At 70.1% G+C, this 25,250-nt stretch carries 18 protein-coding genes and 1 pseudogene; 3 read left to right on the top strand and 16 right to left on the bottom strand.

Annotated elements, in window-relative coordinates:
- Positions 1 to 33: 33 nt before the first annotated feature.
- Positions 34 to 1,512, top strand: a complete 1,479-nt coding sequence (locus BMW88_RS31715; protein ID WP_218148273.1) for an APC family permease — start codon at positions 34 to 36, stop codon at positions 1,510 to 1,512.
- Here BMW88_RS31715 and rho read toward each other — a convergent pair.
- The 14 genes and pseudogenes from rho to BMW88_RS31645 all read right to left on the bottom strand — a co-directional run.
- A pseudogene (gene rho, locus BMW88_RS31710) lies at positions 1,493 to 2,509 on the bottom strand (transcription termination factor Rho); the annotation flags it as partial. The gene BMW88_RS31715 and the pseudogene rho overlap by 20 nt on opposite strands.
- 268 nt (positions 2,510 to 2,777) lie before the next feature.
- Positions 2,778 to 3,338: a DUF4360 domain-containing protein gene (locus BMW88_RS31705; RefSeq protein ID WP_089957938.1), complete on the bottom strand. Its 561-nt coding sequence runs from the start codon at positions 3,336 to 3,338 to the stop codon at positions 2,778 to 2,780.
- Between the two features lie 30 nt (positions 3,339 to 3,368).
- On the bottom strand, positions 3,369 to 8,459 hold the full coding sequence (locus BMW88_RS31700) for an NACHT domain-containing protein (RefSeq protein WP_089957935.1): 5,091 nt from the start codon (positions 8,457 to 8,459) through the stop codon (positions 3,369 to 3,371).
- Positions 8,460 to 8,509: 50 nt separating this feature from the next.
- Positions 8,510 to 10,111 carry a 5-guanidino-2-oxopentanoate decarboxylase gene (locus BMW88_RS31695; protein ID WP_089957932.1) on the bottom strand — a complete coding sequence of 534 codons (1,602 nt, stop codon included), beginning with the start codon at positions 10,109 to 10,111 and terminating at the stop codon, positions 8,510 to 8,512.
- A 2-nt stretch (positions 10,112 to 10,113) separates the two neighbouring features.
- Complete coding sequence (locus BMW88_RS31690; RefSeq protein ID WP_089957930.1) at positions 10,114 to 12,105, bottom strand: acetate--CoA ligase family protein; 1,992 nt, start codon at positions 12,103 to 12,105, stop codon at positions 10,114 to 10,116.
- A complete protein-coding gene (locus tag BMW88_RS31685) occupies positions 12,102 to 13,265 on the bottom strand; it encodes an acyl-CoA dehydrogenase family protein (RefSeq protein WP_089957927.1) in 1,164 nt (387 codons plus the stop codon). The genes BMW88_RS31690 and BMW88_RS31685 overlap by 4 nt, the downstream gene beginning before the upstream one ends.
- A gap of 389 nt (positions 13,266 to 13,654) precedes the next feature.
- Positions 13,655 to 14,005, bottom strand: coding sequence for a GntR family transcriptional regulator (locus tag BMW88_RS31680; RefSeq protein ID WP_089957924.1), 351 nt, complete (start codon positions 14,003 to 14,005; stop codon positions 13,655 to 13,657).
- Between the two features lie 145 nt (positions 14,006 to 14,150).
- On the bottom strand, positions 14,151 to 14,549 hold the full coding sequence (kal, locus tag BMW88_RS31675) for a 3-aminobutyryl-CoA ammonia lyase (protein WP_089957921.1): 399 nt from the start codon (positions 14,547 to 14,549) through the stop codon (positions 14,151 to 14,153).
- Complete coding sequence (kamE, locus tag BMW88_RS31670; protein ID WP_089957918.1) at positions 14,546 to 15,289, bottom strand: lysine 5,6-aminomutase subunit beta; 744 nt, start codon at positions 15,287 to 15,289, stop codon at positions 14,546 to 14,548. Before kamE ends, kal begins: the two co-directional genes overlap by 4 nt.
- Positions 15,286 to 16,854 (bottom strand): lysine 5,6-aminomutase subunit alpha, encoded by a 1,569-nt coding sequence (gene kamD / locus BMW88_RS31665; RefSeq protein ID WP_089957917.1) that lies wholly within the window; start codon positions 16,852 to 16,854, stop codon positions 15,286 to 15,288. Before kamD ends, kamE begins: the two co-directional genes overlap by 4 nt.
- A gap of 4 nt (positions 16,855 to 16,858) precedes the next feature.
- Positions 16,859 to 18,406: an amidohydrolase gene (locus BMW88_RS31660; RefSeq protein ID WP_218148281.1), complete on the bottom strand. Its 1,548-nt coding sequence runs from the start codon at positions 18,404 to 18,406 to the stop codon at positions 16,859 to 16,861.
- Positions 18,399 to 19,409 (bottom strand): L-erythro-3,5-diaminohexanoate dehydrogenase, encoded by a 1,011-nt coding sequence (gene kdd / locus BMW88_RS31655; protein ID WP_089957913.1) that lies wholly within the window; start codon positions 19,407 to 19,409, stop codon positions 18,399 to 18,401. The genes BMW88_RS31660 and kdd overlap by 8 nt, the downstream gene beginning before the upstream one ends.
- A 70-nt stretch (positions 19,410 to 19,479) precedes the next feature.
- The gene (locus BMW88_RS31650; RefSeq protein ID WP_089957910.1) at positions 19,480 to 20,988 is read right to left on the bottom strand and encodes an alpha-amylase family protein; all 1,509 of its coding nucleotides are present in this window, start codon (positions 20,986 to 20,988) and stop codon (positions 19,480 to 19,482) included.
- Positions 20,985 to 21,944 carry a TIGR03885 family FMN-dependent LLM class oxidoreductase gene (locus BMW88_RS31645; protein WP_089957907.1) on the bottom strand — a complete coding sequence of 320 codons (960 nt, stop codon included), beginning with the start codon at positions 21,942 to 21,944 and terminating at the stop codon, positions 20,985 to 20,987. The genes BMW88_RS31650 and BMW88_RS31645 overlap by 4 nt, the downstream gene beginning before the upstream one ends.
- Positions 21,945 to 22,044: 100 nt before the next feature.
- Between BMW88_RS31645 and BMW88_RS31640 the strand changes: the two genes are divergently transcribed.
- Positions 22,045 to 22,440 carry an SsgA family sporulation/cell division regulator gene (locus BMW88_RS31640; RefSeq protein WP_089957903.1) on the top strand — a complete coding sequence of 132 codons (396 nt, stop codon included), beginning with the start codon at positions 22,045 to 22,047 and terminating at the stop codon, positions 22,438 to 22,440.
- Here BMW88_RS31640 and BMW88_RS31635 read toward each other — a convergent pair.
- Together BMW88_RS31635 and BMW88_RS31630 are read right to left on the bottom strand one after the other, a co-directional pair.
- Positions 22,437 to 22,997, bottom strand: a complete 561-nt coding sequence (locus BMW88_RS31635; RefSeq protein WP_089957900.1) for a GNAT family N-acetyltransferase — start codon at positions 22,995 to 22,997, stop codon at positions 22,437 to 22,439. The genes BMW88_RS31640 and BMW88_RS31635 overlap by 4 nt on opposite strands.
- A complete protein-coding gene (locus BMW88_RS31630) occupies positions 22,994 to 23,458 on the bottom strand; it encodes an FxsA family protein (RefSeq protein ID WP_089957897.1) in 465 nt (154 codons plus the stop codon). Before BMW88_RS31630 ends, BMW88_RS31635 begins: the two co-directional genes overlap by 4 nt.
- Before the next feature lie 130 nt (positions 23,459 to 23,588).
- On the opposite strand from BMW88_RS31630, the gene BMW88_RS31625 reads away from it, so the two are divergent.
- On the top strand, positions 23,589 to 24,977 hold the full coding sequence (locus BMW88_RS31625; RefSeq protein ID WP_089957894.1) for a KamA family radical SAM protein: 1,389 nt from the start codon (positions 23,589 to 23,591) through the stop codon (positions 24,975 to 24,977).
- Positions 24,978 to 25,250: the final 273 nt, after the last annotated feature.

Raw genomic sequence — 25,250 nt, 5'->3', positions numbered from 1 at the left:
AACCCTTCCCGCGACTTCAGCTTGTGAGGCCCAGTGAGCCAGGTACAGCCTCTCAGCGGCAACTGGCTGGGCGAACGCACCCACCTGCGGCGGACCCTGCGCCGGACGGACGTGACGTTCTACCTGGTCTGCACCCTCGTCGGCCTGGACACGATCGGCAGCGCCGCCGCTCACGGTCCCCAGGGTCTCGTGTGGATGGTGGTCCTGGCGGTGGTGTTCTTCCTGCCGTACGGGCTCCTCATCACCGAGCTGGGCACGGCGTTCCCCGTCGAGGGCGGCCCGTACGTGTGGACCAAGCTCGCGTTCGGACGGCTCGCGGCGGGGGTCAACCAGGTTCTCTACTGGCTGTCCAACCCGTTGTGGACGGGTGGCACGCTGGCGATCATCGCGGTGACGACGTTCGAGGCGTTCTTCCTGCCGCTGGGGCTGGTGGGCAAGCACGTCGCCGGGCTGGTGTTCGTCTGGGCCGGCGTCCTCGCCGTCGCCGCTTCCCTGCGGATCGGCAAGTGGGTGCCCATCGCCGGGGCGTTCGCCCGGATCGCGCTGCTGGGCTTCTTCATGGTCTCGGTGGTGCTGTACGCGCTGCGCAACGGCGTACAACCGTTGTCCGGGACCGACTTCGTGCCGACGTGGTCGGGGTTCGTCGCCCTGGTCCCGGTGCTGATCTTCAACTACGTCGGCTTCGAGCTGCCCTCCACCGCCACCGAGGAGATGACCGATCCGCAGCGCACCGTGCCGTTCGCGGTCCTGCGGGCCGGTTTCACGGCGTTCGTGCTGTACGGCGGGCCCATCCTGGGAATCCTGCTGGTGGTGCCGGCGTCGCGGATCGAGGGCCTGGGCGGGTTCATCGACGCCGCCAAGCAGGTGCTCACCGTCTACGGCGGCTCCGTTTCCCCGGACGGGACCGTCGTGCTGACCGGCGCGGGCGCGGTCCTCGGAGCCGTCTGCGCCGCCGGCCTGATCGTCGGCGTGCTGACCTCCGCGGTCTCCTGGGCGATCGGCGCCCACCGCGCACAGGCGGTCGCGTGCGCCGACGGCGCCGGACCCGCCTACCTGGGCCGGTTGTCCCCTCGTCACGGCACCCCCGTGCGCGTGAACGTCCTTTCCGGACTGCTGGCGTCCGTCGTCCTGGTGACGGCGTTGAACCTCACCGGCGGCGACTCCGAGAAGTACTTCACCGCCGGGCTCGCGCTGGTGATCTCGACGACGTTCATCAGCTACCTGCTGACGTTCCCGTCGCTGCTGGTGCTGCGCCGCCGCAGGCCCGATGCCGCGCGTCCGTTCCGCGCGCCTTTCGCTGTACTGGCAACGGTCCTCACGACCGGCCTGGTCGCGTTCACCGTTGTCGTGCTGATCTGGCCGGTGGAGCTGCCCGCGGCTTTCGCCGGAGAACGCGCTTCCTACACGTTGTCGCAGGTCGTGCCGCTGCTGATCGTGACGGGCATCGGCTTCCTCTTCCACGCCCTGGGCGCGCCCACCCGTGCGCGGGACGTCACCTCGACATCTGCATGAGGAACTCGGCGTTGCTCTGCGTCTTGCGCAGTCCTTCGAGGAGCACGTCGATGTCGCGGTCGGCCATGGCCCGGCGCATCGCGTCCGTGATGGCGAGCTCCTCCTTGCTGACGAGGAGTTCCGCCTTGCGCGTGCTGGACTGGTGCAGGTCGAGCGCGGGGAAGACCCGGCGCTGCGCCGCCTTGCGGTCGAGCTTCAGCTCGGCGTTGCCGGTGCTCTTGAGCTCCTCGAAGATCACGGTGTCGGCCGTCGACCCGGTCTCGACCAGCGCGGTCGCGAAGATCGTGAGGCTGCCGCCGTTCTCGATGTTCCTCGCGGCGCCGAGGAACCGCTTCGGCGGAGTGAGCGCGGTGGAGTCGACACCACCGCTCAGGATGCGCCCGCCGTTCGGCGCGGCCAGGTTGTAGGCGCGGCCGAGCCGGGTGAGCGAGTCGAGCAGCACCACGACGTCCTGCCCGTCCTCGACGAGCCGCTTGGCCCGCTCGACAGCCAGCTCCGCCGCGGCGATGTGGTCTCGGGGGTGCTCGTCGAACGTGGAGGCGAACATCTCGCCGGGAATGCTGCCGGTGAGGTCCGTGACCTCCTCCGGCCGTTCGCCGACGAGCGCCACGATCAGGTGGCACTCGGGGTTGTTCTTGGCGATCGCCTGCGCGATCTGTTGCAGCACAACGGTCTTGCCGGCCTTGGGTGGAGCGACGACGAGCGCGCGCTGCCCCTTGCCCACGGGCATGACCAGGTCGATCGCCCGGCTGGTGAGCTCGTTCGGATCGTGCTCGAGCCGCAGCCGTTCGTTGGGGTAGAGCGGCGTCAGGTCCTCGAACCGGGGCCGCCGGTGCGGCGCGCGCCCGTTGACCGTGTCGACGCCGACCAGTCTGTCGTCCTGGGCTTCGCCGCTGATCCGGTCACCCCTGCGCAGGTCGTGGTGCTTGACGAGACTCTGCGGCACCAGCGGCCCGTCAACGAGAAATGCCTTGTTGTTGCGTATGTCGAGTACACCGATGTGCATCGGGTGTGTCCTTTCGGGAAGGTTGTGGAAGACGCGCCTCGTCAACCCCGGTGCGCAGAGCGAACTGCTCGTGCTCGGGGGAGAGCGCTTCCAGATGCTCTTCGTGGGGAGGGCATCTGCACGGGTCCGCCAGCGTCAGATGCTGGGGATCGTCGCTGCGGAGTCGAGAGGTCCAGCAGCGAGCCGGAACTTACGTGCGCCACCTGGCGCACCGCCGGTCACGAACGGACTGTAGCAGACAACGCCAAGACCGCGCCCGTTATTCCGCGCACTTCTTCCAGGCGATCCGGAACGTGGTGCTCACGCTCGAATCGGTCGAGTCCATCGTCATGAAGCTGGCGCTCCCCTTGCCGGCCACCTTCAGCTCGGCCTCGACGGTCAACGGCTTCCGGTCCTTGCACGGCCCGTGCTGCGTCACGTCGGGCGTGTCGGTGACCTGCCAGTTGTCGCTCATCGGCCCCTGGTACACGTGCGTGCTGTGCCGGGTGGGGAAGCCGGGGAACCGGTAGCTGCTCCGCTGGGTGCCTTTCACGCCTTCAGCCAGGTGCGCGAACCCGCGGTGGTCCGTGGCCGCGATGCCGAACGTGTACCCGGCGGCATGGGTGATCCGGAGTGCGATGGTGCAGCTCTTCTTGGCCTCACCGCCGTTGCCCTGCACCAGGAAGTCGCTGTAGGTGACCGTGAAGGCCTGGTTGTCCCCCGACATGGCCACCGTCGCCGAGCCGGCCGGGCACCCGGAGCCGCTGAGGCTCTCGACGTCGATGGTGACGGGACCGGGCGGCGGAACGAGGAAGGCCAGCAGCACCACCACAGCCAGCACCGGGGCCTCCTCACGTCGCTGAAGGAGAACCTACCGAGCCCCGCAATCCCGCAACCGGACCAGCAAGGCCCGCGCGTCCTCCCTCATCAGCTCACTCCACCGGGCGAGGTCGCGTGCAGCGCCGCGCCGGACGTGCCGCGGCGCCGTCTCGTCCCAGGCGACGGCCCTGGCGATGACCGATGCCTGCTCGCGCTGGTCCCGCCGCATCTCCACGAGGGTCCGAGCACACCGCATCCGCACCACGGGACTGGGCTCGCTCCTCCCCATTTCCTGCAGGTGCAACATGGCCCGGGTCGAGTCGAACTGACCGATACGGCTCAGAACCTGCACTCGCCGTAGAGCTGCTACCTGAGGCACGAGTTCGGTCAGGAAGGTGAGCACCTCGCGCCGGGCGGACCGCTCGACCTGATGCAGCACCACGGCCGCACCGGCGCGGGCCAGTACGGGAACCTCGACATCGCTGAACATCTCGCGCGCCGCTGGCGCCGCCAGCTTCCGTCCCGCGACACCGAAATCGCCGAGGTACTTGAGCGCCCGCAGGCGAAGCGCGGGACGTGCGTCCCTGTCGCCGACCACGTCCGCGAGCACCCGGACACCGGCTGCTCGGTCATCCACCGCGTACGCCCTGAGCTTCCACGCCGCCCGAACCCGCACCACGGCTGGTTCGTCAACGTCGTCCCGCGTTCTCCGGACGGCGTCGACCTTCCCGGACGTCAGCCGACCGTCGAGGCGCTGCCGCCAAGAAGGCGCCGAACACAGCACTTCGACCGCGGCAGCCCCAGGTTCGGCGCCGATGTCGTCGAGCAGGCATGCTGCGGTGTACCTCAGCCGAAACGGCAGGCTTTCATCCGCGACCTCGGCCAGCGCCTCATCGTGCACACGCCACCAGTGCGCCCTGCTCATGCCCGCGAGACCCGATCGGGCGCTGTTCCGAGGCAACTGCTCGAGAGCAGCGACCGCCTCGGCTTGGTAGGTCGATGACACGCTGGAGAGCGCGGCTGCGGCATCCGCTCGTTCGCGCGGACACTCCTCCGGCGCCGCGATCACCTCACGGATCGCTGCCACCACCTCATCACGCAAAGGCAGATCGTCCCACTGGTCCGCGGACGGCACCCTGTCCTTGATCGGAACAGAGCGGTCTTGCAGCAGTGTTCGCTCCATTTCCGTGCGCACCGGCCGAGGCAGCACGCTGATGAGCATCCGCCATGCCTTCGCGGTCACCTCCGGTCTGCGCAAGATGTCTGTTACCGCCTGCTCATAGCGCCGGGGTGACGGATTCAGAAGCAAGTCCAGGTTCATCAGAACGGCCGCTCGCTCGTCCAACGGAGCGCTTGGGGCTTCGGCGAAACGCCACAGCGTGGAGGCTGATGTCGCAGTGGTTGCCCGATCGATGTGAGCAAGCCTAAGGGCCGCCATTCCACGCTCATCGGCAGGAGCGTCGGCGTCGTGGATGACGACTCGCAAGTAGTCAACCGCCTCACTGACCGCCGCCGGCTCCACCAGTGCCAGGCAGTTGTACGCCCAGCATCGCCGCGACAACTGCAACAGATCATCCTGCACGAGCTTCCGCAGTTCACCAGATTCCCCGAGCACAGTCGCGGCGCCTATGACTTCCATCGGCTTACGGTCAGCGCTCGTCAGTCTGGCGCGGAACCTGTCTGATACGTCCGTGCCGAACAATCGCAAGTCTCGAACGTGTCTTTTCAGCGTCTCCAGTGGAGTGATCTCGGCCCCGGCGACCACCAGGTCAGCAACGCGGTTGAGCTGGTGCGGCAGCCGAGATGCGAGGAGGACTGCCGCGGCGGCACGTTCATCACCGGCGAGGCCGGGAAAGTCTACAAGTCCCTGCAACGCCGCGATGACCTCGTGGTCACCACCATGTCCCAACTCATCCAGGACCGCCACGGCTTTCCACTCCCGCAAAGCCGACGTCCGTTCGTCCGCCAGGACGTCCAGCAACGCCTTGGCCAGTTCCCGACGCGGACCGACTCCGCTGCCGGAGTGGTGCAAGGCGACATAGCGGAAATCATTGATCATCGGCTCGCCGAGGATGATGCGGCTCAGCTCCACGGCTGACTCGCGATCGAAACGACTGCCGAGTGAGGAGAGCCCATTCGCGGCGGTGATCCGAATCCGCATCGGCCGTCGCGCATCACGCGCAGCCGCGCGGAGCGCCTCAGCCGCTTCCTCCGCCCTTACAGCGTCTTGGCCTGAAACCGCGTTGGCCAGCAGAGACATCGCGTCGTCGGGAGCGTCCGGCGAAAGGGCACAGTCCAGGAGCGCTGCCAGTGCCTCGTCGCCGGCGCATGTGCGGGCCAGTTCCTGGTAGGCGTCCGGCGTCGCGATTCGCCTGAGATGCCTGATCACCTGTGGGTGGTGATCAGGCCCAGACCTGATCAGTGTGTTGGCGGCGCGGCACCGGACCTCAACGTGCACGTCGGGGTCTGCGAGCAAGCCGTGCAGTTCACGCAATGCCTGTGCGCGATACGGCTCACCAAGATCGACGAGCGCGTCGAGAATCGTGACATTGTCATGGGAGCCGACCGGCGCACCGGAATTCGACAACGCGGCGGCCGTCTCGTCCCGGAACGAAGGCCCCGCCTTGCCCAGGGCTACGGCCGCGCGCCTGATGGTGTTCCAATTTTGATGGCACTCGGCCATCAGCTTCCGCAGACCGGCCAGCGCGGTATCACGTTGGGATGCGTACGTGACCAGGTGGCCGAGCAACAGCGAGCGATTCAACCCTCCAACGGCGAACCCGGCCGCCGCCGCAATCAACTCACCCGCCGTCTGCCTGTGCTGCAGTCCTAGCTCCCGCAGAGCCCGCGCCGCGGCCACCTGGCGACCGGGAGTTCTCAGACGCTCGGTGATGCGTGCAATCAGCTCGACGACCGCCTCATCGAGGCGGTCCGGACCGATGGAGGCCAACCCCATCGCAGCGTCGTACCACCCGAGAGCTGTGTTGGCCGGATTCCTGAGCACCGAGAGGAAAAACTCTGCACAGACATCGGCGGAAGCCGGGTCGATCTCGAGAAGGCCCGTTGCTGCTTCGACGATGCGGAGCGGCGAGGCATCGTCATCCGCCAAGGCGGCGGACAACGCGTCGACCGCGAACGCGCGCGCGTCGCCATCGAACGCAGCCAAGATCACCGCAGCGGCTCGGATGGATGCGCCCGAGGCGTTCGGGTCGGTGAGCACCGCACGCAGGCCGCACTCGGCGACCTCACGTTCACCGGCGCCGCACTGGGCCAACGCCTCTGCCGCCATGAGCCGGTCGGACACCTGAGCCCGCGAGTCCTCGACGACGTGGTGCAGGAAGCTCAGGGCCTCCGGGGTGTGCGGGCCACGCACGCGCACCGCCAAGGCGGTGGCGGCCTCGACCCGTGACCACCGCGGCGCTTCGGCGCAGTCCAGCAGGCAGCGCAGCCACGCCGCCAGGTCGGGGAACCGAGTCGCCCGGGAAGCCTCGGCGAGGATGTCGGCCGCGCTGTAGTGCGTCGTCATGGCCCAGTCCCGGACCGTGTCGAGGAATGCCTCCGTCCTCGGCGCCGAGGCCGGCAGGTGGTGGGCCAGCAGGCGGGCCGCGAGAAGGTGCTGGCCCGCGTTGCCGCGGTGCAGCCAGTCCAGGAGGCGATCGGCCTCGCCGGGGTGCAGGCGCGTGTGGTGGAGCAGCACGGCACGAGCGAACCGGCCGGACTCGCGGGCGTCGGCGGCGTGCAGGAGGTCGGCGAAGACGTCGGGGCAGAACTCGTCCGGCAGCTCCCTGGCGCAGGAGGTCGCGGCGAGGTGCTCGGCGAAGCTCTGGTGGAGGAACGCGAGGTCGCCGCCGCGGAGCACGAACGGGCCGACCGAGAGCAGGTAAGCGGTCAGGTCCTCCTGCCACGCCGGGGACTGCGGTGTCTCGCGGCCAGCCACCCAGTCGCGGGCGGCGGCGAGCAACGGGGTGTCGGTCTCGAGGCGGGTACGCGCGAGGTGCTCGAGGAGCCGTTCGCGGTCGAACCGGTCCGGCGTGTCGCGGCGGATGTGGGCGAGGTAGGTCTCGTAGAGGGAGTACTGGTTGCCGGGCAGCGGTTCGGCGCTGTACTCGCCGTGGATGATCGCGGCGATCGTGGCCAGCAGCGGTACCTGGACGAGCTCGTCCAGGTGCGCTTCACGGATCTGGCGGAGGAAGCGCTGGGCGTCGTCCTCGGGGAACCAGTTGGCGGCGAAACGCGCCAGCGCGGCGGCGTCGAAGGGCTGCAGCTCGTAGCGGACGGCGCCGATGCGGTGCAGTGGGGCGAGGGCGCCGCCCTCGGTGGGACGGGTGGTGAGCAGGATCCGGTAGGTGCCGTCCTGCGCCCAGGCCGCGAGGGCACCGACGAGGCGGAAGCGCTGGTCGGTGTCGGCGACCTCGTCGAGACCGTCCACGAGGAGGAGCCACCGGCAGCCGGCCACGCGCCCGGTGAAGAGGTCCTTGTCGACGGGTTCGCGCAGGAACGAGCCGTACTCCGCGTTGGCGCTGTCGGCCAGCGCCTGGGCGAAGGGGACGCCGAGGCGAACGGCGAGGGCTCGAGCGGTGATCTTGAGCGGAACGACCGGTTCGGACAACGGGGCGTCGTCGTCGCGATGGCTCCAGTACCGGGCGATGTCCGCGGCCAGGCGCAGCGTCAGGGTCGACTTGCCGAGACCGGGGCCTCCGGTGACGACGAGGTGCGCATCACCGTCGAGTGCCTCGGCCATCGTGCGCGACGGCGGGCGGACGGTGAAGCGCACGACCGGCCGGACCGGGGCCTCGATCAGCCTGCCCTCGTCGTCCAGGACGGGGTCCTGACGTGCTTGGTCCGGTTCGTCGGGTTCGTCGACGGCGTTGCCGAGGTCCTGGCGGACGTAGATGGTGTCCAGCGACGGCTTGCGGGCGCCCGGCAGGCGGTACGGGGTCTCGTGCGCCGCCTGGATCTGCGCCCACAGCAACGACTGGATCTCCGGCGCGGGCTGCCGCGCCTCAGCCCAGGTCGACGGCGGGTCGTAGGCCGGTCTCGCGCTCTTGCCCACATGCAGGTGCACGTCGCCGTGGACGTTGTTGGCTTGGAACACCGTGCCGCTGACGTCGCCGGTGGTGAAGTCCAGGTCGTCGCGCGCCATCGAGGCATGGTCTCACGTCGGCGGGACCCATTTCATGCCAAAACAAGGACTCAGGAGCCCGCCAGGTCGCCCACGACGTGGATGACGGTCGGCCGGTCGGCCGTGAACGCCTTGCGCAGGGCGGTGGCGAGCTTGTCCTGGGTGCTGACGGTCACGCCGTGGCAGTTGAGCGCCTTGGCGACCTTGGCGAAGTCGACGCCGGGCAGGTTCACGCCGTGCACGGGGTCGCCGCGTTCGACCATCTCGCGGCGGATCTCGCCGTAGCCGCCGTTGTCGCAGACGATCACGGGCAGGGCGAGGCGTTCCTGGGCCGCGGTGGTCAGCTCCGGCAGGGTGAACATCACGCCGCCGTCGCCGTGCAGTGCGACCACCTGGCGGTCGGGGCTGCCCAGCTTGGCACCGATGGCCGCGGGCAGGCCGTAGCCGAGGCTGCCGAAACCCGTGGGGTACAGGAAACTTGCCGGGCGTTCGAGCAGGAGGTTGGACAAAGTGCCGTAGTAGCAGGCCATCGCGCTGTCGCCGGCGATGATCGCGCCGGGGGCCAGCACGTCCTGCACGGTCTCGACGAGGGGGAGCCAGGCGGCGCCCTGGGCTCGGGCGTGCTTGCGGAAGAGCCGTTGCCAGCGTTCGGCGCGCTGGGCGGCCTCCTCGCCGGGCTTGCCGTTGCCGAGGCGCTGGTTCAGGGCCGCGACGGTGGCCTGGGCGTCACCGACCAGGCGGTAGTCGGGGAGGGCGTTGGTGATCATCTGGGCCGGGTCGACGTCGATGCGGATGAGGTCGCCGGCGAACTTGAGCGGGCCGTGCCACAGGTCGGTGGAGGCGAGCTCCGTGCCGGTGGCGACGACCACGTCGCACTCCGCCACGAAGTCCGCCACGGCCTTGAGGTGCAGGCCGGCGCCGATGGAGAGGGGGTGGCGTTCGGAGAAGGTGCCCTTGCCGTTGGCGGTGCTGACGACCGGGGCGCCCAGGCGTTCGGCGAGGGTGGTGAGCTCCTCGGCGGCTCCCTTCGCGCCGCCGCCGACGATGAAACCGGGGCGTTCGGCCGAGTTCAGGCGCCTCACGGCCGCGGCGACCGTGACGGCGTCCGCCGGCGGGTGGGCCACCAGGACGGGGGGCACGTCGCTGACCCTGTCGACGGTGTCGATGAGGTCGAGCGGGATCTCCAGGTGCGCGGGCCGGGGGCGGCCCGAGGTCATGTGCGCGAAGGCCTGGGCGACGGCGAGGGGGATCTCGGCGACGCTGTGCACGCGGATCGAGTAGCCGATCGCCGCCTCCAGCGCGGCGCTCTGGTGCCGCACCTCGTGCAGCGTGCCGTTGCCGCGGCCGGGGTGGTGCAGCGGCATTCCCGGGGAGATCAGCAGCACCGGCACGGAGTCCGAATAGGACTGCGTGACGGCCGTCATCGCGTTGAGCACGGCCGGGCCGCTCGTGGTGAGGCAGATCCCAGGTTTGCCGGTCACGCGGGCGTAGCCGTCGGCCGCGAAGCCGGCTCCCTGCTCGTGGCGCGAGGTGACGTGCTTCACGCCTTGCTCGGCCAAAGCGCGGTAGACGCCGAGGTTGTGGGTGCCGGGGATGCCGAACACCAGCTCGGTGCCGTGCGCGACGAGTGCGCGCACCAGCGCGTCACCGCCGCTGATGCGAGGTGGGATCATGCTCATGCCACGTACAGGCCACCGGAATCGTTCAAAGCGTCGCCCGAAGGGACGATCAGGGCGTCCACGGCCAGCACGCCGTCCGGGCCCACGCGCACGGGGTTCAGCTCGATCTCGGCGAGGTCGGGGCGGGCCGCGAGCGTCTCGGAGATCCGGGCGATGACCTCGGCCAACGCGGTCACGTCGGTGGCAGGGGCGCCGCGCCAGCCGGTGAGCAGCGGGGCGCAGACGAGGCGGGCCAGCATGTCCCGCGCTGTGGCGGGAGTCACGGGCGCGAGCTCGATCGCGGTGTCCCTGAACAACTCCGCGTGCACGCCGCCGGCCCCCACGAGCACCACTGGGCCGAACGAGTGGTCCCGTTTCGCGCCGATGATCAGCTCGACGGTGTTCTCGCGGGTGTCCATCTCCTCCAGGACGTAGGTGCCGGGGCCGAGCCTCGCCTGCATCTCCTCGAACGCCGCCGCGGGATCGGTGACGCCGAGCCGCACGCCGCCGTGCTCGCTCTTGTGCGCCAGCCGGTCGGCCTTGAGGACGTACGGGCCGGTCAGGGTGGTGGCCCGCGCCTGCGCCGCCGATCTCACGGCGTGCGCGGCGGGGAACCTGACGAAGTCCAGGAGCTCCCGGGCGGCGAGGTAGCCGGGCCGGAACGGCGTCGTGGTCGCCGCACGGCCGGAGACGACCTCCGGCGAGCTCCGGCCGAGCCGGGTCGCGTCGCCCAGCGCGGCCAGCGCGCGTTCGACCGTGTGCTGCACGGGCACACCGCCGGCTCGTAGGGCCCGCACGGCCGCCGAGTCCTCGCGCATGCTGTGCACGACCACCGGAACGCCGGTTTCCCTCGCCAGGGCGCAGATCCGGTGCGCCACCGCGACCTCGGGCACCTCCAGCGACGGCGTGTCCGGCCCGTAGCAGCCGAAGTAGCCGGACAGCACGACGGAGTCGACCTCTCCCCCGCGCAGCAGGACCTCGACCGCGCGAGCGTAGTTCCGCAGGTCCCGCTCCCCCGCGCCGGCGAGGTCGATCGGGTTGCGCCGCGCCGCGCCCTCCGGCAGCCCGTCCACAGCGGACAGAGCCGGTACCGACAGCCCGGCGGCGACGGCGAGATCGGCCGCGATCGCGCCCTGGCCGCCGGAGTCGGAGATCACTCCGACCCTCGGGCCGCGCGGCGTTCCGGACGTCAGCACCGCCGCCAGGTCGACCAGGGCGGCGGGGGTCGCCACCCTGACCGCGCCGGCTCTCCGGCAGGCGGCGTCCACCACGTCCAAACAGGACGTCAGCGCGCCGGTGTGCGTGCGGGCGGCCTCCCTGGCCGCCACCGAGGAACCGACCGTCAGCAGCACCACCGGTTTCCCGGCCGCGCGCAGCTCCGACATGGCCGTCACGATCCCCGGGCCGAAGCTCTCCAGGTAGACGCCCACGACCTTGGTGAGGTCGTGGGAGACCAGTTCCAGCAACGCTTCCGCGGCCGTCACATCGGCCTGGTTGCCGACCGAGACGAACCGCGAGACGCCGGTGCCCGACGAGGCCGCGAGTCCCGCGACCTCCAGCCCGACCTGGCCGCTCTGCGACACGACGCCCAGCGAGCCCGGCTGGAACCGCCCCCACGCGAGGTGCAGCGACGTCGCCGCGTCGAACACGCCCAGGCAGTTCGGCCCGAGCAGCCGCGCCCCCGCCTCGCGGATCCGGGTGACCACACCGTCCTCGATGCCGGAGGGGATGCCGACGAAGCCGCGCACGCCCACCGCCAGCGCCTCGTCGACCACCGCCGGCACGTGCGCCGCCGGCACGGCCAAGACGACGAGCTCGGGAGGTTCCGGCAGCTCGGAGAGGGACCGGACGGTCGGTTCGGAGAGCACCGGGCCACCGCCGCGGTTCACGAGGTGCACAGCGCGGCGATCACGGCCGACGAGCGCGCCGCGCGCGAGCCAGTGACCCCATTTGGCCGGGTTGTCGCTGGCGCCGACGACCGCGACCGAGGCGGGATCGGAGAAGATCATCTCGCACCGAGGCCGCGCGAGATGACGAGGCGCTGGATGTCCGAGGTGCCTTCCTCGATCTCCTCGAGCTTGGCGTCGCGCATCCAGCGCTCGACGGGGTACTCGCGGGAGTACCCGTAGCCGCCCAACGTCTGCACCGCCGCGTGCGTGCACCACATCGCGTTCTCCGAGCCGACGAGCTTCGCCATCGCCGACTCCTGCGTCACCGGGTGCCCTCCGTCGTACAACGTCGCCGCACGCACGGTGAGCAGGTGCGAGGTGTCCACGCGAGTGGCCATGTCCGCGAGCCGGAACGCCACGGCCTGGTGCTGGATGATCGGCACCCCGAACTGCGTCCGCTCGCGGGCGTACTCGTTCGCGAAGTCGAGCGCCGCGCGGGCGAGCCCGGTCGTGGCCGCGCCGATGAGGATGCGCGAGGCGTCGAAGGTCCGCATGAGCCCGGCGAACCCCTGCCCCTCCTCGCCGAGCCGGTTCTCCGCGGGCACGCGCACGTCGTCGAGGAACACCTCGGCGTTCACGATCGCGCGCTGCCCCATCTTCGGGAACGGTGGCCCCACCGCGAGTCCCGGGCTGTCGCGCGGCACGACGAACGCCGTCACCCCCTTGGCGCGCTTGGCCGGGTCCGTGGTGGCGAAGATGACGAAGTGCTCGGCGTAGGGGGCGTTGGAGATCCAGGTCTTCCGGCCGTTCAGCACGTACTCGTCCCCCGCGCGCCTGGCCGAGGTCCGGATGCTCGCGGCGTCCGACCCGCTGCCGGGTTCGGTGACGGCGACGGCGGTGAGCGGGCTCCCGGTCGCGAGCGGGCCGAGGAACCGCTCCTGCTGCTCCGGCGTGCCGAGGTGCTCGATCGGCGCGCTGAAGAAGCCGTTGGAGGTGATCAGGTTGCCGATGCCGATGTCGCCGTGGCAGAGCTCCTGCTGGATGAGCACCTGGGTGAGCAGGTCGCCGACGCCACCGCCGCCGAACTTCTCGGGGATCATGAAGCTCGTCAGCCCGAGCTCCGCCGCCTTCTCCCAGACGTCGAGCGGTGACTCCGTGTCGGCCTCGTCGACGGCACGCGCCCGCGGGCGGATCTCCCTCGCGGCGAAGTCCCTGGCGAGCTCGACGAACTGCTGCTGTTCGGCAGTGAGCCGCAGGCCGTCGCGGACGGTCCGCCCCATCTCGCACCCCTAGTTTGACTGACGAGTCAGTTATTCCTGATCCACCGGGGAGCCTAACTGCGGCGGGACGTTTCGGAAGGTCGCGAACGGGTGATGAACAGGCCGCTCAAGGCCTGCGCGAAGACAGGCACACGCAGGGTTGTCCACAGATCGCCGATCGGTGGGTTGACAAGCGCGTCCGCTCGTTCACGGCGTGCTCGGGAACCGCGGGCAAGGGCCGGTCCACGCCGCGGACGGGCCCGAGCACCCCGATCAGGTGGACCAGCTCGTTCTCGCTGACCTGGCTCGTTCTCGCTGGCCTGGTACCAGCGCGGCGGAGACACCGCGTGCGCGTGCAGGGCCGGATCGCGGCGCGGCGGTGCCGCGATGCGCCCGTGCGACGACGCCGGTCAGGGCCGCAGCGCGGCCCGCACGATCTCCAGCGCCTCCTGCGACGACAGACCCAGCTCCGCGGCCATGGCCGCGTACTGGGCCGCCGCCGCACGGACGCGCTCACGGTTGCTGTCACCGTTCGCGCTCACCACGGTGCCCGCGCGGCCCCGCGTCTCGACGAGCCCGGCTTCCTCCAGCTCGCGGTAGGCGCGGGCCACCGTGTTGACCGCGAGCCCCAGATCCTTCGCCAAAGCGCGCACTGTCGGCAGTTTGGCGCCCACCGGCAGTTCTCGGTTCGAGATGGCGTGCGCGTAGTGCACCCGCACCTGCTCGTACGGAGGTGTCTCACCCTGGTGGTCGATCTTCACTGCTTCCCCGTCCTCCCCGGCATATCACTGCCTCTGCAGTGACCAACGGACCAGGGCGGCCGAGGTTGCGGTCGAATCAGCGGAGATTGGGGCCGAGTTCCTCGCCGTCGCAACGAACGCGTGCGGGCCCGCGCGGAACTCCTTGCTATTCGGCGGCTTTCGGCGCCACCACCGTTCCGCGGGCGCGGGTTACGACAATCGGCTGATCCAGCACGTCCGCCGCGGAAGGCCCCCGCTCGGGCGCCGAGCGGCACACCACGCGCGCCTCGAACTCGATCTCCCGGGAGCGCTTTCCGATGCGCGCCAACGTCGCCGTGGCCTCGATGACGTCACCGGCCTGGATCGGCGCCACGAACTCCACGGAGCTGTACCCGGCGAACAACCCCTCGTCGGAGTCCGTGTGGATCAGCAGCTCGGTGGCGACGTCGCCGAACATGCCGAGCCCGTAGGCACCGTCGACCAGGTTTCCGCCGTAGTGCGCGTGCGAGTGCGGCACATAACGGCGGTGCGTCACCTGAAAACCCTCGACCAAAGCCCCGCTCACGCGGCCACCCCCTTTTTCTCCTGCATCGCGTGCACCAGGTAGCTCGCGACCTCGCCCGGCGTGGTACCCCGGGAGAAGACCCGGTCAACCCCCAGCTCGCCCGCCATCAGCGGGTCGAACCGCGGACCGCCGGCGACCAGCAGCGGGCGCCTGTCCCCCATCGCCTCGCGGAACGCCGCGGACATCTCCTGGGTGTTCAGGATGTGCGCGTCCCGCTGGGTCACCACCTGGGAGACCAGCACGGCGTCGGCCTTCTCGGCACGCGCCCGCCTGACCAGCTCCGGCACGGAGACCTGCGCGCCGAGGTTCACGACCTTCAGCTCTCGGTAGTACTCCAGGCCCTTCTCGCCCGCGAAGCCCTTGATGTTGAGGATCGCGTCGATCCCGACGGTGTGCGCGTCCGTGCCGATGCAGCCGCCGACGACGACGAGCTTGCGCCGCAACACCTTCTTCACCGTCGTGTTGACCTCGGCCGGGCTGAGCAACGGGTACTCGCGCTCGACGACCCGGACCTCGTCCATGTCCACGAGGTGCTTGACCGAGCCGTAGACGACGAAGAACGTGAAGTCGTCGCCGATGGGGTGCGAGTGGACCACCATCGCGGGGTCCATGCCCATCTTGTTCGCGAGCTGCTGCGCCGCGCCGTCCGCCCTGGGACCGAAGGGAACCGGCAGCGTGAACGAGGTCTGGACCATGCCGTCCCCGGTCGTGTCGCCGTACGGCCTCACGTACCTGCTCATGCTCCGGCCTCCAGCATCTCGCTCGCGGGGTTGAAGTACGCCTCGGCCTTCTCGACGACGCCGTCCGCGCCCCTGCCCTGGTCGGCGGGGCGCTTCATCAGGCCGAACGTGCCGTCCGCGATCGCGTTGAGCAGGCCGTCGGCGACGATGCGCTCCAACAGGTCGACGGCCTCGCCGAGCACCTGGTGCGCGCGCTTGACGATGAGCCCGTCCGGTGCGGGGCGGAAGTCCTCCGCGAGGCTGCCCGCCGCGTCGAGCACGTACCGGACGTTGCGCAGGGCGAGGTCGCGGTCGGACAGGAACGGCGTCACGACGGCCTCGGTCATCATGCCGACGAGCAGAATGGACTGTCCGGTGAGGACACCCGCGAGGTTGAAGAAGCCGTCCAGCAGGTAGCCCTGGAAGACGTCGCCGGTCATGTGCTTGGTCGGCGGCATCCACTTGAGCGGCGCGTCCGGGAAGAGCTCGCGGGCCAGCAGCGCGTGCGCGAGCTCGAGGCGGAACGAGTCGGGCACCTTCGGGTTGATCTCGAAGGCGTGCCCCAGGCCCAGCAGGTGGTCGGGCAGTCCCGCCTCGTGGGCGAAGTGCTCGTTGAGGAGCTGGGAGACCGTGACGGTGTGCGCGGCGTCGACGGCGTCCGCGGTGGTGAGGTAGTTGTCCTCGCCGGTGTTGATGATGATCCCGGCGCGGGCGTGGACCTGCCGGCTGAAGCGCTGGTCGACGAACGTGCGGATCGGGTTGATGTCGCGGAACAGGATGCCGTACATCGAGTCGTTCAGCATCATGTCGAGCCGTTGCAGGCCCGCGAGCACGGCGATCTCGGGCATGCACAGGCCGGACGCGTAGTTGGTCAGCCGCACGTACCGGCCGACCTCCTTCGACACGTCGTCGAGCGCCGCCCGCATGATCCGGAAGTTCTCCTGCGTGGCGTACGTGCCCGCGAAACCGTGGTGCGTCGCGCCTTCCGGCACGTAGTCGAGCAGCGACTGCCCGGTCGAGCGGATGACGGCGATGACGTCGGCGCCCGCGCGCGCCGCGTTCTGGGCCTGGACCACGTCCTCGTCGATGTCGCCGGTCGCGACGATCAGGTAGATCCACGGGCGCTGCGCGGGGTCGCCGAGCTTCGCGACGAGCTTGTCCCGCTGGACCCGGTTGCGGTCGATCGTCCTGATCCCCTTGGCGACAGCACCGGTGGCTGCCTTCTTCGCCGCGGTCAGCTCCTTGCCGGTGGGGATCGTGAACCGGACCTGGCCCGCCGCGGTGGCCTCCGCGAGCTCGGTGAGGCTGCCGAGGTCGTGCCGGCGGAGCGCGTGGAACGCCGGGAGCACCACGCCGTGCTCCAGCCCGCACTGCTCGCGGACCGCGTCGATCACGCGGTTGACCCAGGGCACGTCACCGGCGCGGTGCGTGGAGTCCGCGCCGGTGATGCCGGCCAGGCGGAGTGTGGCGCGCTCGACGGCGACGGTGGTGTGCGCCTTCGCGATGGACACCACCGGTTCGGCCGCCCGCGCCGCGAGCTCGCGCGCGGTGGCGACCACCTTCGGGTCGAGGCCGAGCAACGCCATGAAGTCACTTCCTCTCGTAGATCGTCCGGCCGTTCAGGACGGTGCGCACGCAGACCGGCGCGGGACCGGTGAGGTCGGGCAGCCCGGGCACCCCGGACCGCGGGTCCGTGGACCAGCGCTGCACCCGCGAGTCGCTCGCGGCCACCACGAGGTCGCCGGTCTCCCACACCGCGTAGGTCGCGGGCGCGCCGGGCTGCAACGTGCCGGTCAGCCCGTCGTCCACGCCCGCCGCGCGCCAGCCGCCGCGGGTGTGCGCGGTGAAAGCGGCCCGCGGTGAGATGCCGTGGCCTTCGGTGCGGTGGTGCACGGCTGCCTTGACGGCGGCCCACGGGTCGATCGCGGTCACCGGGGTGTCCGAGCCGAACGCGAGCATCACGCCGGCCGCGGCCAGGCGGGAGAAGGGGTTGAGCCCCACTCCGCGCTCGGATCCGAGGCGCTGGACGTACATGCCGGTGGGGCCGCCCCACTCGGCGTCGAAGAGGGGCTGGACGGAGGCGATGACGCCCCACGCGGCGAGCTTGGCCGCCTGGTCGGCCGAGACCATCTCCACGTGCTCCAGGCGGTGGCGCGCGCTCGCCAGCGCCGGCGCGCCGAGGATCTTCTCGGCGATCTCGAAGCCCTCGACGACCGCGGCCATGCCCGCGTCGCCGATGACGTGGAACCCGGCCTGCACCCCCAGTCCCGTGCACCTGACCAGGTGGTCGGCGATCTGCGGGCCGTCCAGGTAGAGCGCGCCGGACGTGTCCGCGTCGGCGTAGGGCTCGACCAGCGCGGCCGTGCGGGAGCCGATCGCTCCGTCGACGAAGTGGTCACCAGCCAGGCCCCGCACGGGAACCCCGGGCAGGTCGTGGGCGCCCCAGTACGCGACGACCTCGGGGCCCTCGCCGAGCTGGAGCAGGTCCCGCAGGTCGTCCTCGCCGGAGATGTCCGGACCGGCGCACTCGTGCACCGACGCGATGCCCATCGACGCGGCGTGGCGCAGGAACGCCAGTTGCGCGGCCTTGCGCTGCTCAGGCGTGATGGCTGCTTTCGCGGTGCCGCGCACGTGGTGGTGGGCTGCCCGCGAGAGAGGACCGTCGGCCGAGTACCCGTCGGCGTCGCGGGCCTCGTCGGTGATCAGGTTCGACGAGACGAGGGCCGAGTGCACGTCGATGCGCGACAGGTACACCGTCTTGCCCTGGGCGGCCTCGTCGATCTCCGCGCGCGTCGGCGGCCGGTTCTCCGGCCAGCGCGTCTCGTCCCAGCCGTGCCCCCACACGAGCGGGCCGGGGGCGGCGCGGATCCGGTCGAGCACCGATTCCACCGAGGACGTGCGGGTCAGGTCGAGGCCGGTCAGCAGCAGGCCCGCCGACGTCGCGTGCACGTGGGCGTCGACGAACGCCGGTGCGACGAAGGCGCCGTCGAGCTCGATGACCTCGGCGCCGGGGTGCAGCGCACGGCCGACCGAGTCCTGTCCGATCCACACGACGACACCGTCCGTGACGGCCATCGCCGTCGCCTCCGGTGCGTAGATGCGACCGCCGACCAAAAGTTGCGTACTCACGTCACGCAGTCTGCCGTTGCTCGAACAGCGAGCGCACACCCGCCTGCGTGCGGACCAGGTCCAATGCAAACTGGGCGTGACCGGGCACATAGCCGTTGCCGACCAGCATCTCCACGTCGGCCGCCAGCCCTTCGGCGCCGAGTGCCGCGGCGCTGAACGACGTCGCCATGGAGAAGAAGATCACGGTCCCGCCGTCCGCGGTCGCGAGGATGGCGCCGTGCTCGCAACCCGGCACGTCCACGCACACGACCGTGACGTCGACCTGCTTGCCGACCGCCTCGGCCACAGCCACGGGATTGCGCGCGTCGGCGATCACGACCTCGTCAGCCAGACCCGCCGCACGGACCTGCGCAGCCTCACGTTCGGTGGGCACCAACGCCACGAGGCGCGAAGCACCCGCCTGACGTGCCGCCGCGAGAGAAAGCGATCCGGACTTGCCGCCACCGCCGAGCACCAGCACCGACCCACCGGGGTGCTTCCTCACCACACGGTCGGTCAGTGCCGGTGCGCCGCACACGTCGAGCACGGAGAGCGCCAGCTCGTCGGGCAGGTCGTCCGGCAGCACGGCCGCGATCGACCGCCCGAACAGCACCGCGGTCCCCCGGCACGGCGCCTGCTCGTCCTCGCCGGACCAGTCCTGCAACCCGTCGTTGATCCTCAGCGGCGTCAGCGTGAGGCTGACCAGCGTCGCGATCCGGTCACCCGCCCTGAGCCCGAGCGGCGAGGACGGCCCGACCTCCAGGACCGTGCCGAGGAGCATGCCGCCCGAGCCCGTGACCGGGTTCTGCATCTTGCCGCGCTCGCCGACGATGTCGAGCACGGCCTGCCGGACCGCGTCGCCGCTGCCGTGCTGCTCCCGCAGCTGCCGGAACGAGGCCGCGTCCAGGTTGAGCCGCTCGACCGCGACGATCACCTCGTCGGCGGCGGGCACGGGTTCCGCGTCCAGCCGCCACGCCTGCTGGGGCAGCACGCCCGCCGGCTCGAGGACGCGGTGCAGTCCATACGCGCTCACCTGAAAATCCTTCGGTCGACGACGCTGTCTCGAAGATATCTTCACGTGAACCGAGGAGATCCCGCAAGCATCACTCGGTGATCAGGCGGTACCACCGGCAGTCGTACGGAGCGAGGTCCACCTTGGCGCCGCTCTTCGCCGGCTTCACGGTGCCGCCGGTCAGCAGGTCCGCGAGCACGCCCTCGGCCGGAACCCGCACGGTCACGTCCTGGTCCGCGAGGTTGTGCACGGCGATCACCGAGCCGCCGTCGCAGTCGGCGCGGTGCGCGAACACGCACGGCTCTTCCGTGTCGAGCACCTGGAACGTGCCCCACGCGAGCTCCGGGCACTCCCGGTAGCGCTGGATCATGAGCCGCATCCAGCCCAGCAGCGAGTCGGGGTCGTGGCGCTGCTTGCCCACGGCCTCCCAGTCCATCGGCACGCGGACCGCGAGCCTGCCCTCCAGCGACAGGTCCTCCTCGAGCCCGATCTCCTCGCCGTAGAAGAGCACCGGCGTGCCCGGCAGCGTGAACAGCAGGCTGTAGACCATGCGGATGCGGCGCTGGTCGCCGTTGAGCATGCCGGGCAGCCGCCGGCGCAGGCCCCGCCCGTAGAGCTGCATGGACTTCTCGGGCCCGAAGGCGTCGAAGACCTCCTGGCGCTCGTCGGTGGGCAGCTTGTCCAAGGTCAGCTCGTCGTGGTTGCGCACGAACGTCGCCCAGTGCCCGTCGCGGGGCGGCTCCGGGCGTTCCTGCAGGGCCTTGACCAGCGGTCCGCTCGACTGCCGCGCCAGCGAGAGGTACATCGCCTGCATGCCGACGAAGTCGAAGCACATCGTCAGCTCGTCACCGACGCCCTGGCCGTAGAACGCCATCGTGTCCTTGTACGGCAGGTTGACCTCGCCCAGCAGCACGCCCTCACCGTTGCGGCGGTTGAGGAACGCCCGCAGGTCGGTGAGGTAGTCGTGCGGGTCGGGCAGCGCAGCGGCGTCCAGGCGGTCGGTGTGCTCCAGCAGGAACGGCACGGCGTCCACGCGGAAGCCGCTCAGCCCGAGCTCCATCCAGAAGCCCATGATCCGCGCGATCTCGTCGCGCACCGCCGGGTTCGACACGTTGAGGTCGGGCTGGTGCTTGTAGAAGCGGTGCAGGTAGTACTTGCCGACCTCCTCCGAGTACTCCCAGAGGCTGTTCTCCTCGTCCGGGAACGTGATCCCCTGCGGACCGTCGGCCGGCGGCTCGTCGACCCAGACGTACCAGTCGCGCTTGTCGGGGTCGTGGAACCACGGGTGCTGGTCGGACGTGTGGTTCACGACGAGGTCGGCGATGACGCGCATGCCGCGGTCGCGTGCCGCGCGCACGAACTCCACGAAGTCGCCGAGCGAGCCGAGCCGGGGGTCGACGCCGTAGTAATCGGTGATGTCGTAGCCGTCATCGCGCTCAGGGGTTGGGTAGAACGGCATCAACCACACACACGTAACGCCTAACGAGTGAAGGTGGTCGATGCGCTCGGTGGCCCCGCGGAAGCCGTTGTCGGAGAAGGTCTCCACGTCGAGGCAGTAGAGGACGGCGTTCTTCCACCAGACGTCAGACGTGCTGATCACGCGGTCACCTCCGGCAGGACGTGCTCGCCGAACGCATCGATGAACGGCGTCAGCTCCTGGCCGACGTGGTGCAGGTAGATCTCCTCGAACCCCAGCTCCGCGTACGCGTGGAGCTGTTCGGCGTGCCACTTCAGGTCGGACGAGACGTTGACGACCTCGGCCACCTGCTCCGTGCTGACCTGCTCGCCGACCACGTCGAAGTGCTCGGCCATCTCCAGGTCCCAGCACACCGGCGGGCGGAAGACGTTGGTGCGCCACTGCTCGTGCGCGATCTCCATCGCGGCGTCCTCGCTGGGGTCCCAGCTCAGGTGCACCTGCAGGTGCAGCTTGCCCCGGCCGCCGGCGTCGCGGTAGGCGTCGGCCACCTTGCGCAGCCGGTCGGGAGAGGCGTTCACGGTGATCAGGCCGTCCGCCCACGAGGCGCACCAGCGCGCGGTCTCCGGGCTCACGGCCGCGCCGATCAGCAACGGGGGCTGCTCGGGCAACGTCCACAGCTTGGCGCGGTCGACGGTGACCAGGCCGTCGTGGCTCACCTCCTCGCCGGAAAGCAGCGCACGGATGATGTCGACGCATTCGCGCAGACGGGCCGTGCGGATGTCCTTGCGCGGCCACCCGTCGCCGGTGATGTGCTCGTTGCTCGCCTCGCCGGTGCCGAGCGCGGCCCAGAACCGGCCGGGGTACATCGCGGCCAGCGTGCCGATCGCCTGCGCGCTGATGGCCGGGTGATAGCGCTGGCCCGGCGCCGTGACCACGCCGAACGGCAGACTCGTCGCCTGCAGCGCGGCGCCCAGCCAGGACCAGGCGTACCCGGACTGGCCCTGGCGCGAGCTCCACGGTGAGAAGTGGTCGGAGCTCATCGCCGCGCCGAACCCGGCCTCCTCGGCCCTGCGCACTGCGGAGAGCAGGTCGGTGGGGTGTATCTGCTCGTGTGATGCGTGGATGCCGTAGACGGTCATGCGCCTTCAGTACCCAATGTGCCGGTTTTAGAAGCTTTGAACCGATCCGGGACGACGTCCGTGTGTACCTCAGCACCCTCGAAGCGGAGGAGGAACGGCGATGTTCAACGAGACCCGGGTCGGCACAGCCACCGTCGTCGAGTTCATCCGGCCGGACGGCACGATCGAGCCGATGGACGTCGACCTCCAGTACCGGTCGGACGATCCCCACGCGGTGACGATGCGCTTCCACGCACACGACCAGGAGTCGACGTGGCTCGTCGGCCGCGAGTTGCTGTCGAACGGCCTGCTGTCCCCCGCGGGGCTCGGCGACGTGCGGCTGAGGCCGGCGGACGGGGACGTCCTCGTGCTGGAGCTGCACACCGAGGACTCGCACGCCGTGTTCCACCTGCCGGCCGACGAGCTGCGCCGGTTCCTGCGGTCCACCTACGCGGCGGTGCCGGCCGGTGCCGAGGTCGTCGACTTCGAGCTGCTGCTCAAGGACCTGCTCGCCTAGAGGCGCAGCCCGAGCACGAGCTCGTCCGCGGAGTCGATCACACGGAAGCCGACGTGCTCCCAAAAGCCGAGCGCGTGTGTGTTGTGGCGCCGGACGTGCACATGGACGCCCTTTTCCAGGCGTTCGAGCACGGTCCGGACGAGTCCACGGCCGAACCCCTTGCCTTTCGCGCGCGGCAGCAAGTTCACGTGCATGTGCGCCGGATAGTCGTGAACCAGGAAAGGATCGACACGCACCGGGTGGTGGATCTGCTGCACGACCCGGTTCGCGTTCGTCCCCAACGGGTAGCGGATGCGCAGGTCAGGCCACCAGTCGCGGTCGCAGCGGTCTTCGAACGCCTCGCTGTCGGACGCCGCGACCGCATAGCCGCAAACGCCGAGGTCGTCCTCCACCACGAACGCCAGATCAGGCTCGAACGCCACGTAGGGCCCGACGTAGGCGTGACCGAGCAGCCGCGGGTCGTCGAACAGATGACGTGCACCCCGCCCACCGTCGCCGGTGTCGAGGCAGATGTCGTAGAGCGCGCCCAGATCGGCCGGCCGGTACGCGCGGATCACGTCAGCTCGCGCCGCTCCGTGATGATCACCGGACCCGCGTCGACGTCGGCCACCTGGCCCTCGACGACCTGACCGGCCCCGAACCGCCGCTCGTGCTCGAACTTGAGCGCCGCCGCCTCGGCCTTGCGGGCGATCCGCCTGCTGACGAGCCGGCGCGTGGGCGGGAACAGCAGGAACAACGCCACCGCGTCGCTGAGGAAGCCCGGCACCATGATCAACGCCCCGGCCGCCGCGATGAGCACGCCGTCGGCCATCTCCTGGTGCGGCTGCCGGCGCTTCCACACCGTCTCGGAGAACGCGGCCATCGTCTGCGCCCCCTGCCTGCGCACCAGCGACAGGCCGACGAGGGTGCCGAGCAACAGCAGCGCGATCATCCACAGCCCGCCGATGGCGTTGCCGACGGCGACCAGGACCGCGACCTCGGCGAAGAACCCGAGCAGCAGCAGCGCGAAGAGGGCCATGCCTGGACAACGCACGGACCCGCCGAATTGCTCCCGACCAGGACTCCACCAGGGCTTGATCAGAAATATTTACGGCGACCTAGCGGTGTGACAGGATATCTTCACGCCACCTCGACGCTGAGGAGTACGGATGACCGCGCTGCACGACGCCCCCACCGCGCTGGAGCGGCTCGACCGACAGCCGTACACGTACGTCCGCCGTGAGCTGGTCGAACCCGACTGGCGGCGCTTCCCCGGCTGGGCGCACGTGACCGAGGCGCAGTGGCGCGACGCCCAGTGGCAGCGCGTGAACTGCGTGAAGAACGTGAAGCAGCTCCGCAAGGTCGCGGGCGACCTGCTGACCGAGGAGTTCTACGACGACCTCGCCGCGGACCAGCAGAAGCTCGCGACGATGTCGATGCTGATCCCCCCGCAGATGGTCAACACGATGGCCGTCGACGCCGCCCTGACCCCCGGCGAGTTCACCGAGGCGTTCCTCGCCGACCCGGTCCGCCGCTACATGCTGCCGGTCTCCTCCGACCGCGACCCGCGCTGGCCGTCACACCCGCACTCGCAGCGGGACTCACTGCACGAGGCGGAGATGTGGGTGGTCGAAGGGCTGACCCACCGCTACCCCACCAAGGTCCTCGCCGAGATGGTGTCCACCTGCCCGCAGTACTGCGGGCACTGCACCCGCATGGACCTCGTCGGCAACTCCACGCCGTTGGTCGACAAGCACAAGCTGTCCCTGAAGCCGGTCGACCGCCAGGACCAGATGATCGAGTACCTGAAGAAGACCCCCGGCGTCCGCGACGTCGTGGTCTCCGGCGGCGACGTCGCGAACGTGCCGTGGCCGCAGCTCGAGTCGTTCCTGATGCGCCTGCTGGACATCGAGACCGTCCGCGACGTCCGCCTGGCCACCAAGGCACTGGCCGGCCTGCCCCAGCACTGGCTCCAGCCGCGCGTCGTCGAAGGCCTGGAACGCGTGGCCCGCACGGCCGCACGCCGCGGCGTGAACCTCGCGATCCACACCCACGTCAACCACGCCCAGTCCGTGACCCCGCTGGTCGCCGAGGCCGCGCGAACCGCCCGCGAGGTGGGCGTGCGGGACGTGCGCAACCAGGGCGTGCTGATGAGGGGCGTCAACGCCACACCCGACGACCTGCTGGACCTCTGCTTCGCGCTGCAAGGGGAAGCGAACATCCTGCCGTACTACTTCTACATGTGCGACATGATCCCCAACGCAGAGCACTGGAGGGTGTCCGTCTGGGAAGCCCAGGAGCTTCAGCACGCGATCATGGGCTACCTGCCCGGTTATGCCACGCCGCGGATCGTGTGCGACGTTCCGTACGTGGGCAAGCGGTGGGTGCACCAGCTCGCCGAATATGACCGTGAGCTGGGCATTTCCTACTGGACCAAGAACTACCGCACCGGAATCGAGCTCGAAGACCCCGAGGCGCTCGACCGCCGCTACCCCTACTACGACCCGATCTCGACGCTGGGCGAGGCCGGCCAGAAGTGGTGGGCCGGCCAGACCTGACGGGTCACGATGAGGCCGTTTTCGGGACAACTTCCGAAAACGGCCCCACAGGCATGTCATACCTGGTCAGACCCCATAGATTCCCATTGGGTCCCGACGTCAAATGCCCCCAGAATGCACCGGGAAGTCTATTGTGGACGGCTACTGCCGTCCACAATAGACCCTCCAGGAGAGGGATTGGTCTAACCTCACGCCGTCCACCATGGCTGGCCCTGCCCCCTCCGCTACCCATGGCACGCGGGAGCCCTTCTGCCCAGAAAAGGCACACGCCGG

This window comes from Lentzea xinjiangensis, assembly GCF_900110955.1.
Lineage (GTDB): Bacteria > Actinomycetota > Actinomycetes > Mycobacteriales > Pseudonocardiaceae > Lentzea > Lentzea xinjiangensis.
The sequence above is the reverse complement of the archived record's forward strand: the minus strand, read 5'-3'. Positions and strand labels throughout refer to the sequence as shown.

Excerpts from the sequence above, each read along its gene's own strand:
- BMW88_RS31645 (WP_089957907.1), bottom strand. The coding sequence starts at position 21,944 with ATGACCGTCTACGGCATCCACGCATCACACGAGCAGATACACCCCACC.
- BMW88_RS31640 (WP_089957903.1), top strand. The coding sequence starts at position 22,045 with ATGTTCAACGAGACCCGGGTCGGCACAGCCACCGTCGTCGAGTTCATC.
- BMW88_RS31685 (WP_089957927.1), bottom strand. The coding sequence starts at position 13,265 with ATGGGGCGGACCGTCCGCGACGGCCTGCGGCTCACTGCCGAACAGCAG.
- BMW88_RS31695 (WP_089957932.1), bottom strand. The coding sequence starts at position 10,111 with ATGATCCCACCTCGCATCAGCGGCGGTGACGCGCTGGTGCGCGCACTC.
- kamD (WP_089957917.1), bottom strand. The coding sequence starts at position 16,854 with ATGGCGTTGCTCGGCCTCGACCCGAAGGTGGTCGCCACCGCGCGCGAG.
- BMW88_RS31690 (WP_089957930.1), bottom strand. The coding sequence starts at position 12,105 with ATGATCTTCTCCGATCCCGCCTCGGTCGCGGTCGTCGGCGCCAGCGAC.
- kamE (WP_089957918.1), bottom strand. The coding sequence starts at position 15,289 with ATGAGCAGGTACGTGAGGCCGTACGGCGACACGACCGGGGACGGCATG.
- BMW88_RS31625 (WP_089957894.1), top strand. The coding sequence starts at position 23,589 with ATGACCGCGCTGCACGACGCCCCCACCGCGCTGGAGCGGCTCGACCGA.
- BMW88_RS31700 (WP_089957935.1), bottom strand. The coding sequence starts at position 8,459 with ATGGCGCGCGACGACCTGGACTTCACCACCGGCGACGTCAGCGGCACG.
- BMW88_RS31630 (WP_089957897.1), bottom strand. The coding sequence starts at position 23,458 with ATGGCCCTCTTCGCGCTGCTGCTGCTCGGGTTCTTCGCCGAGGTCGCG.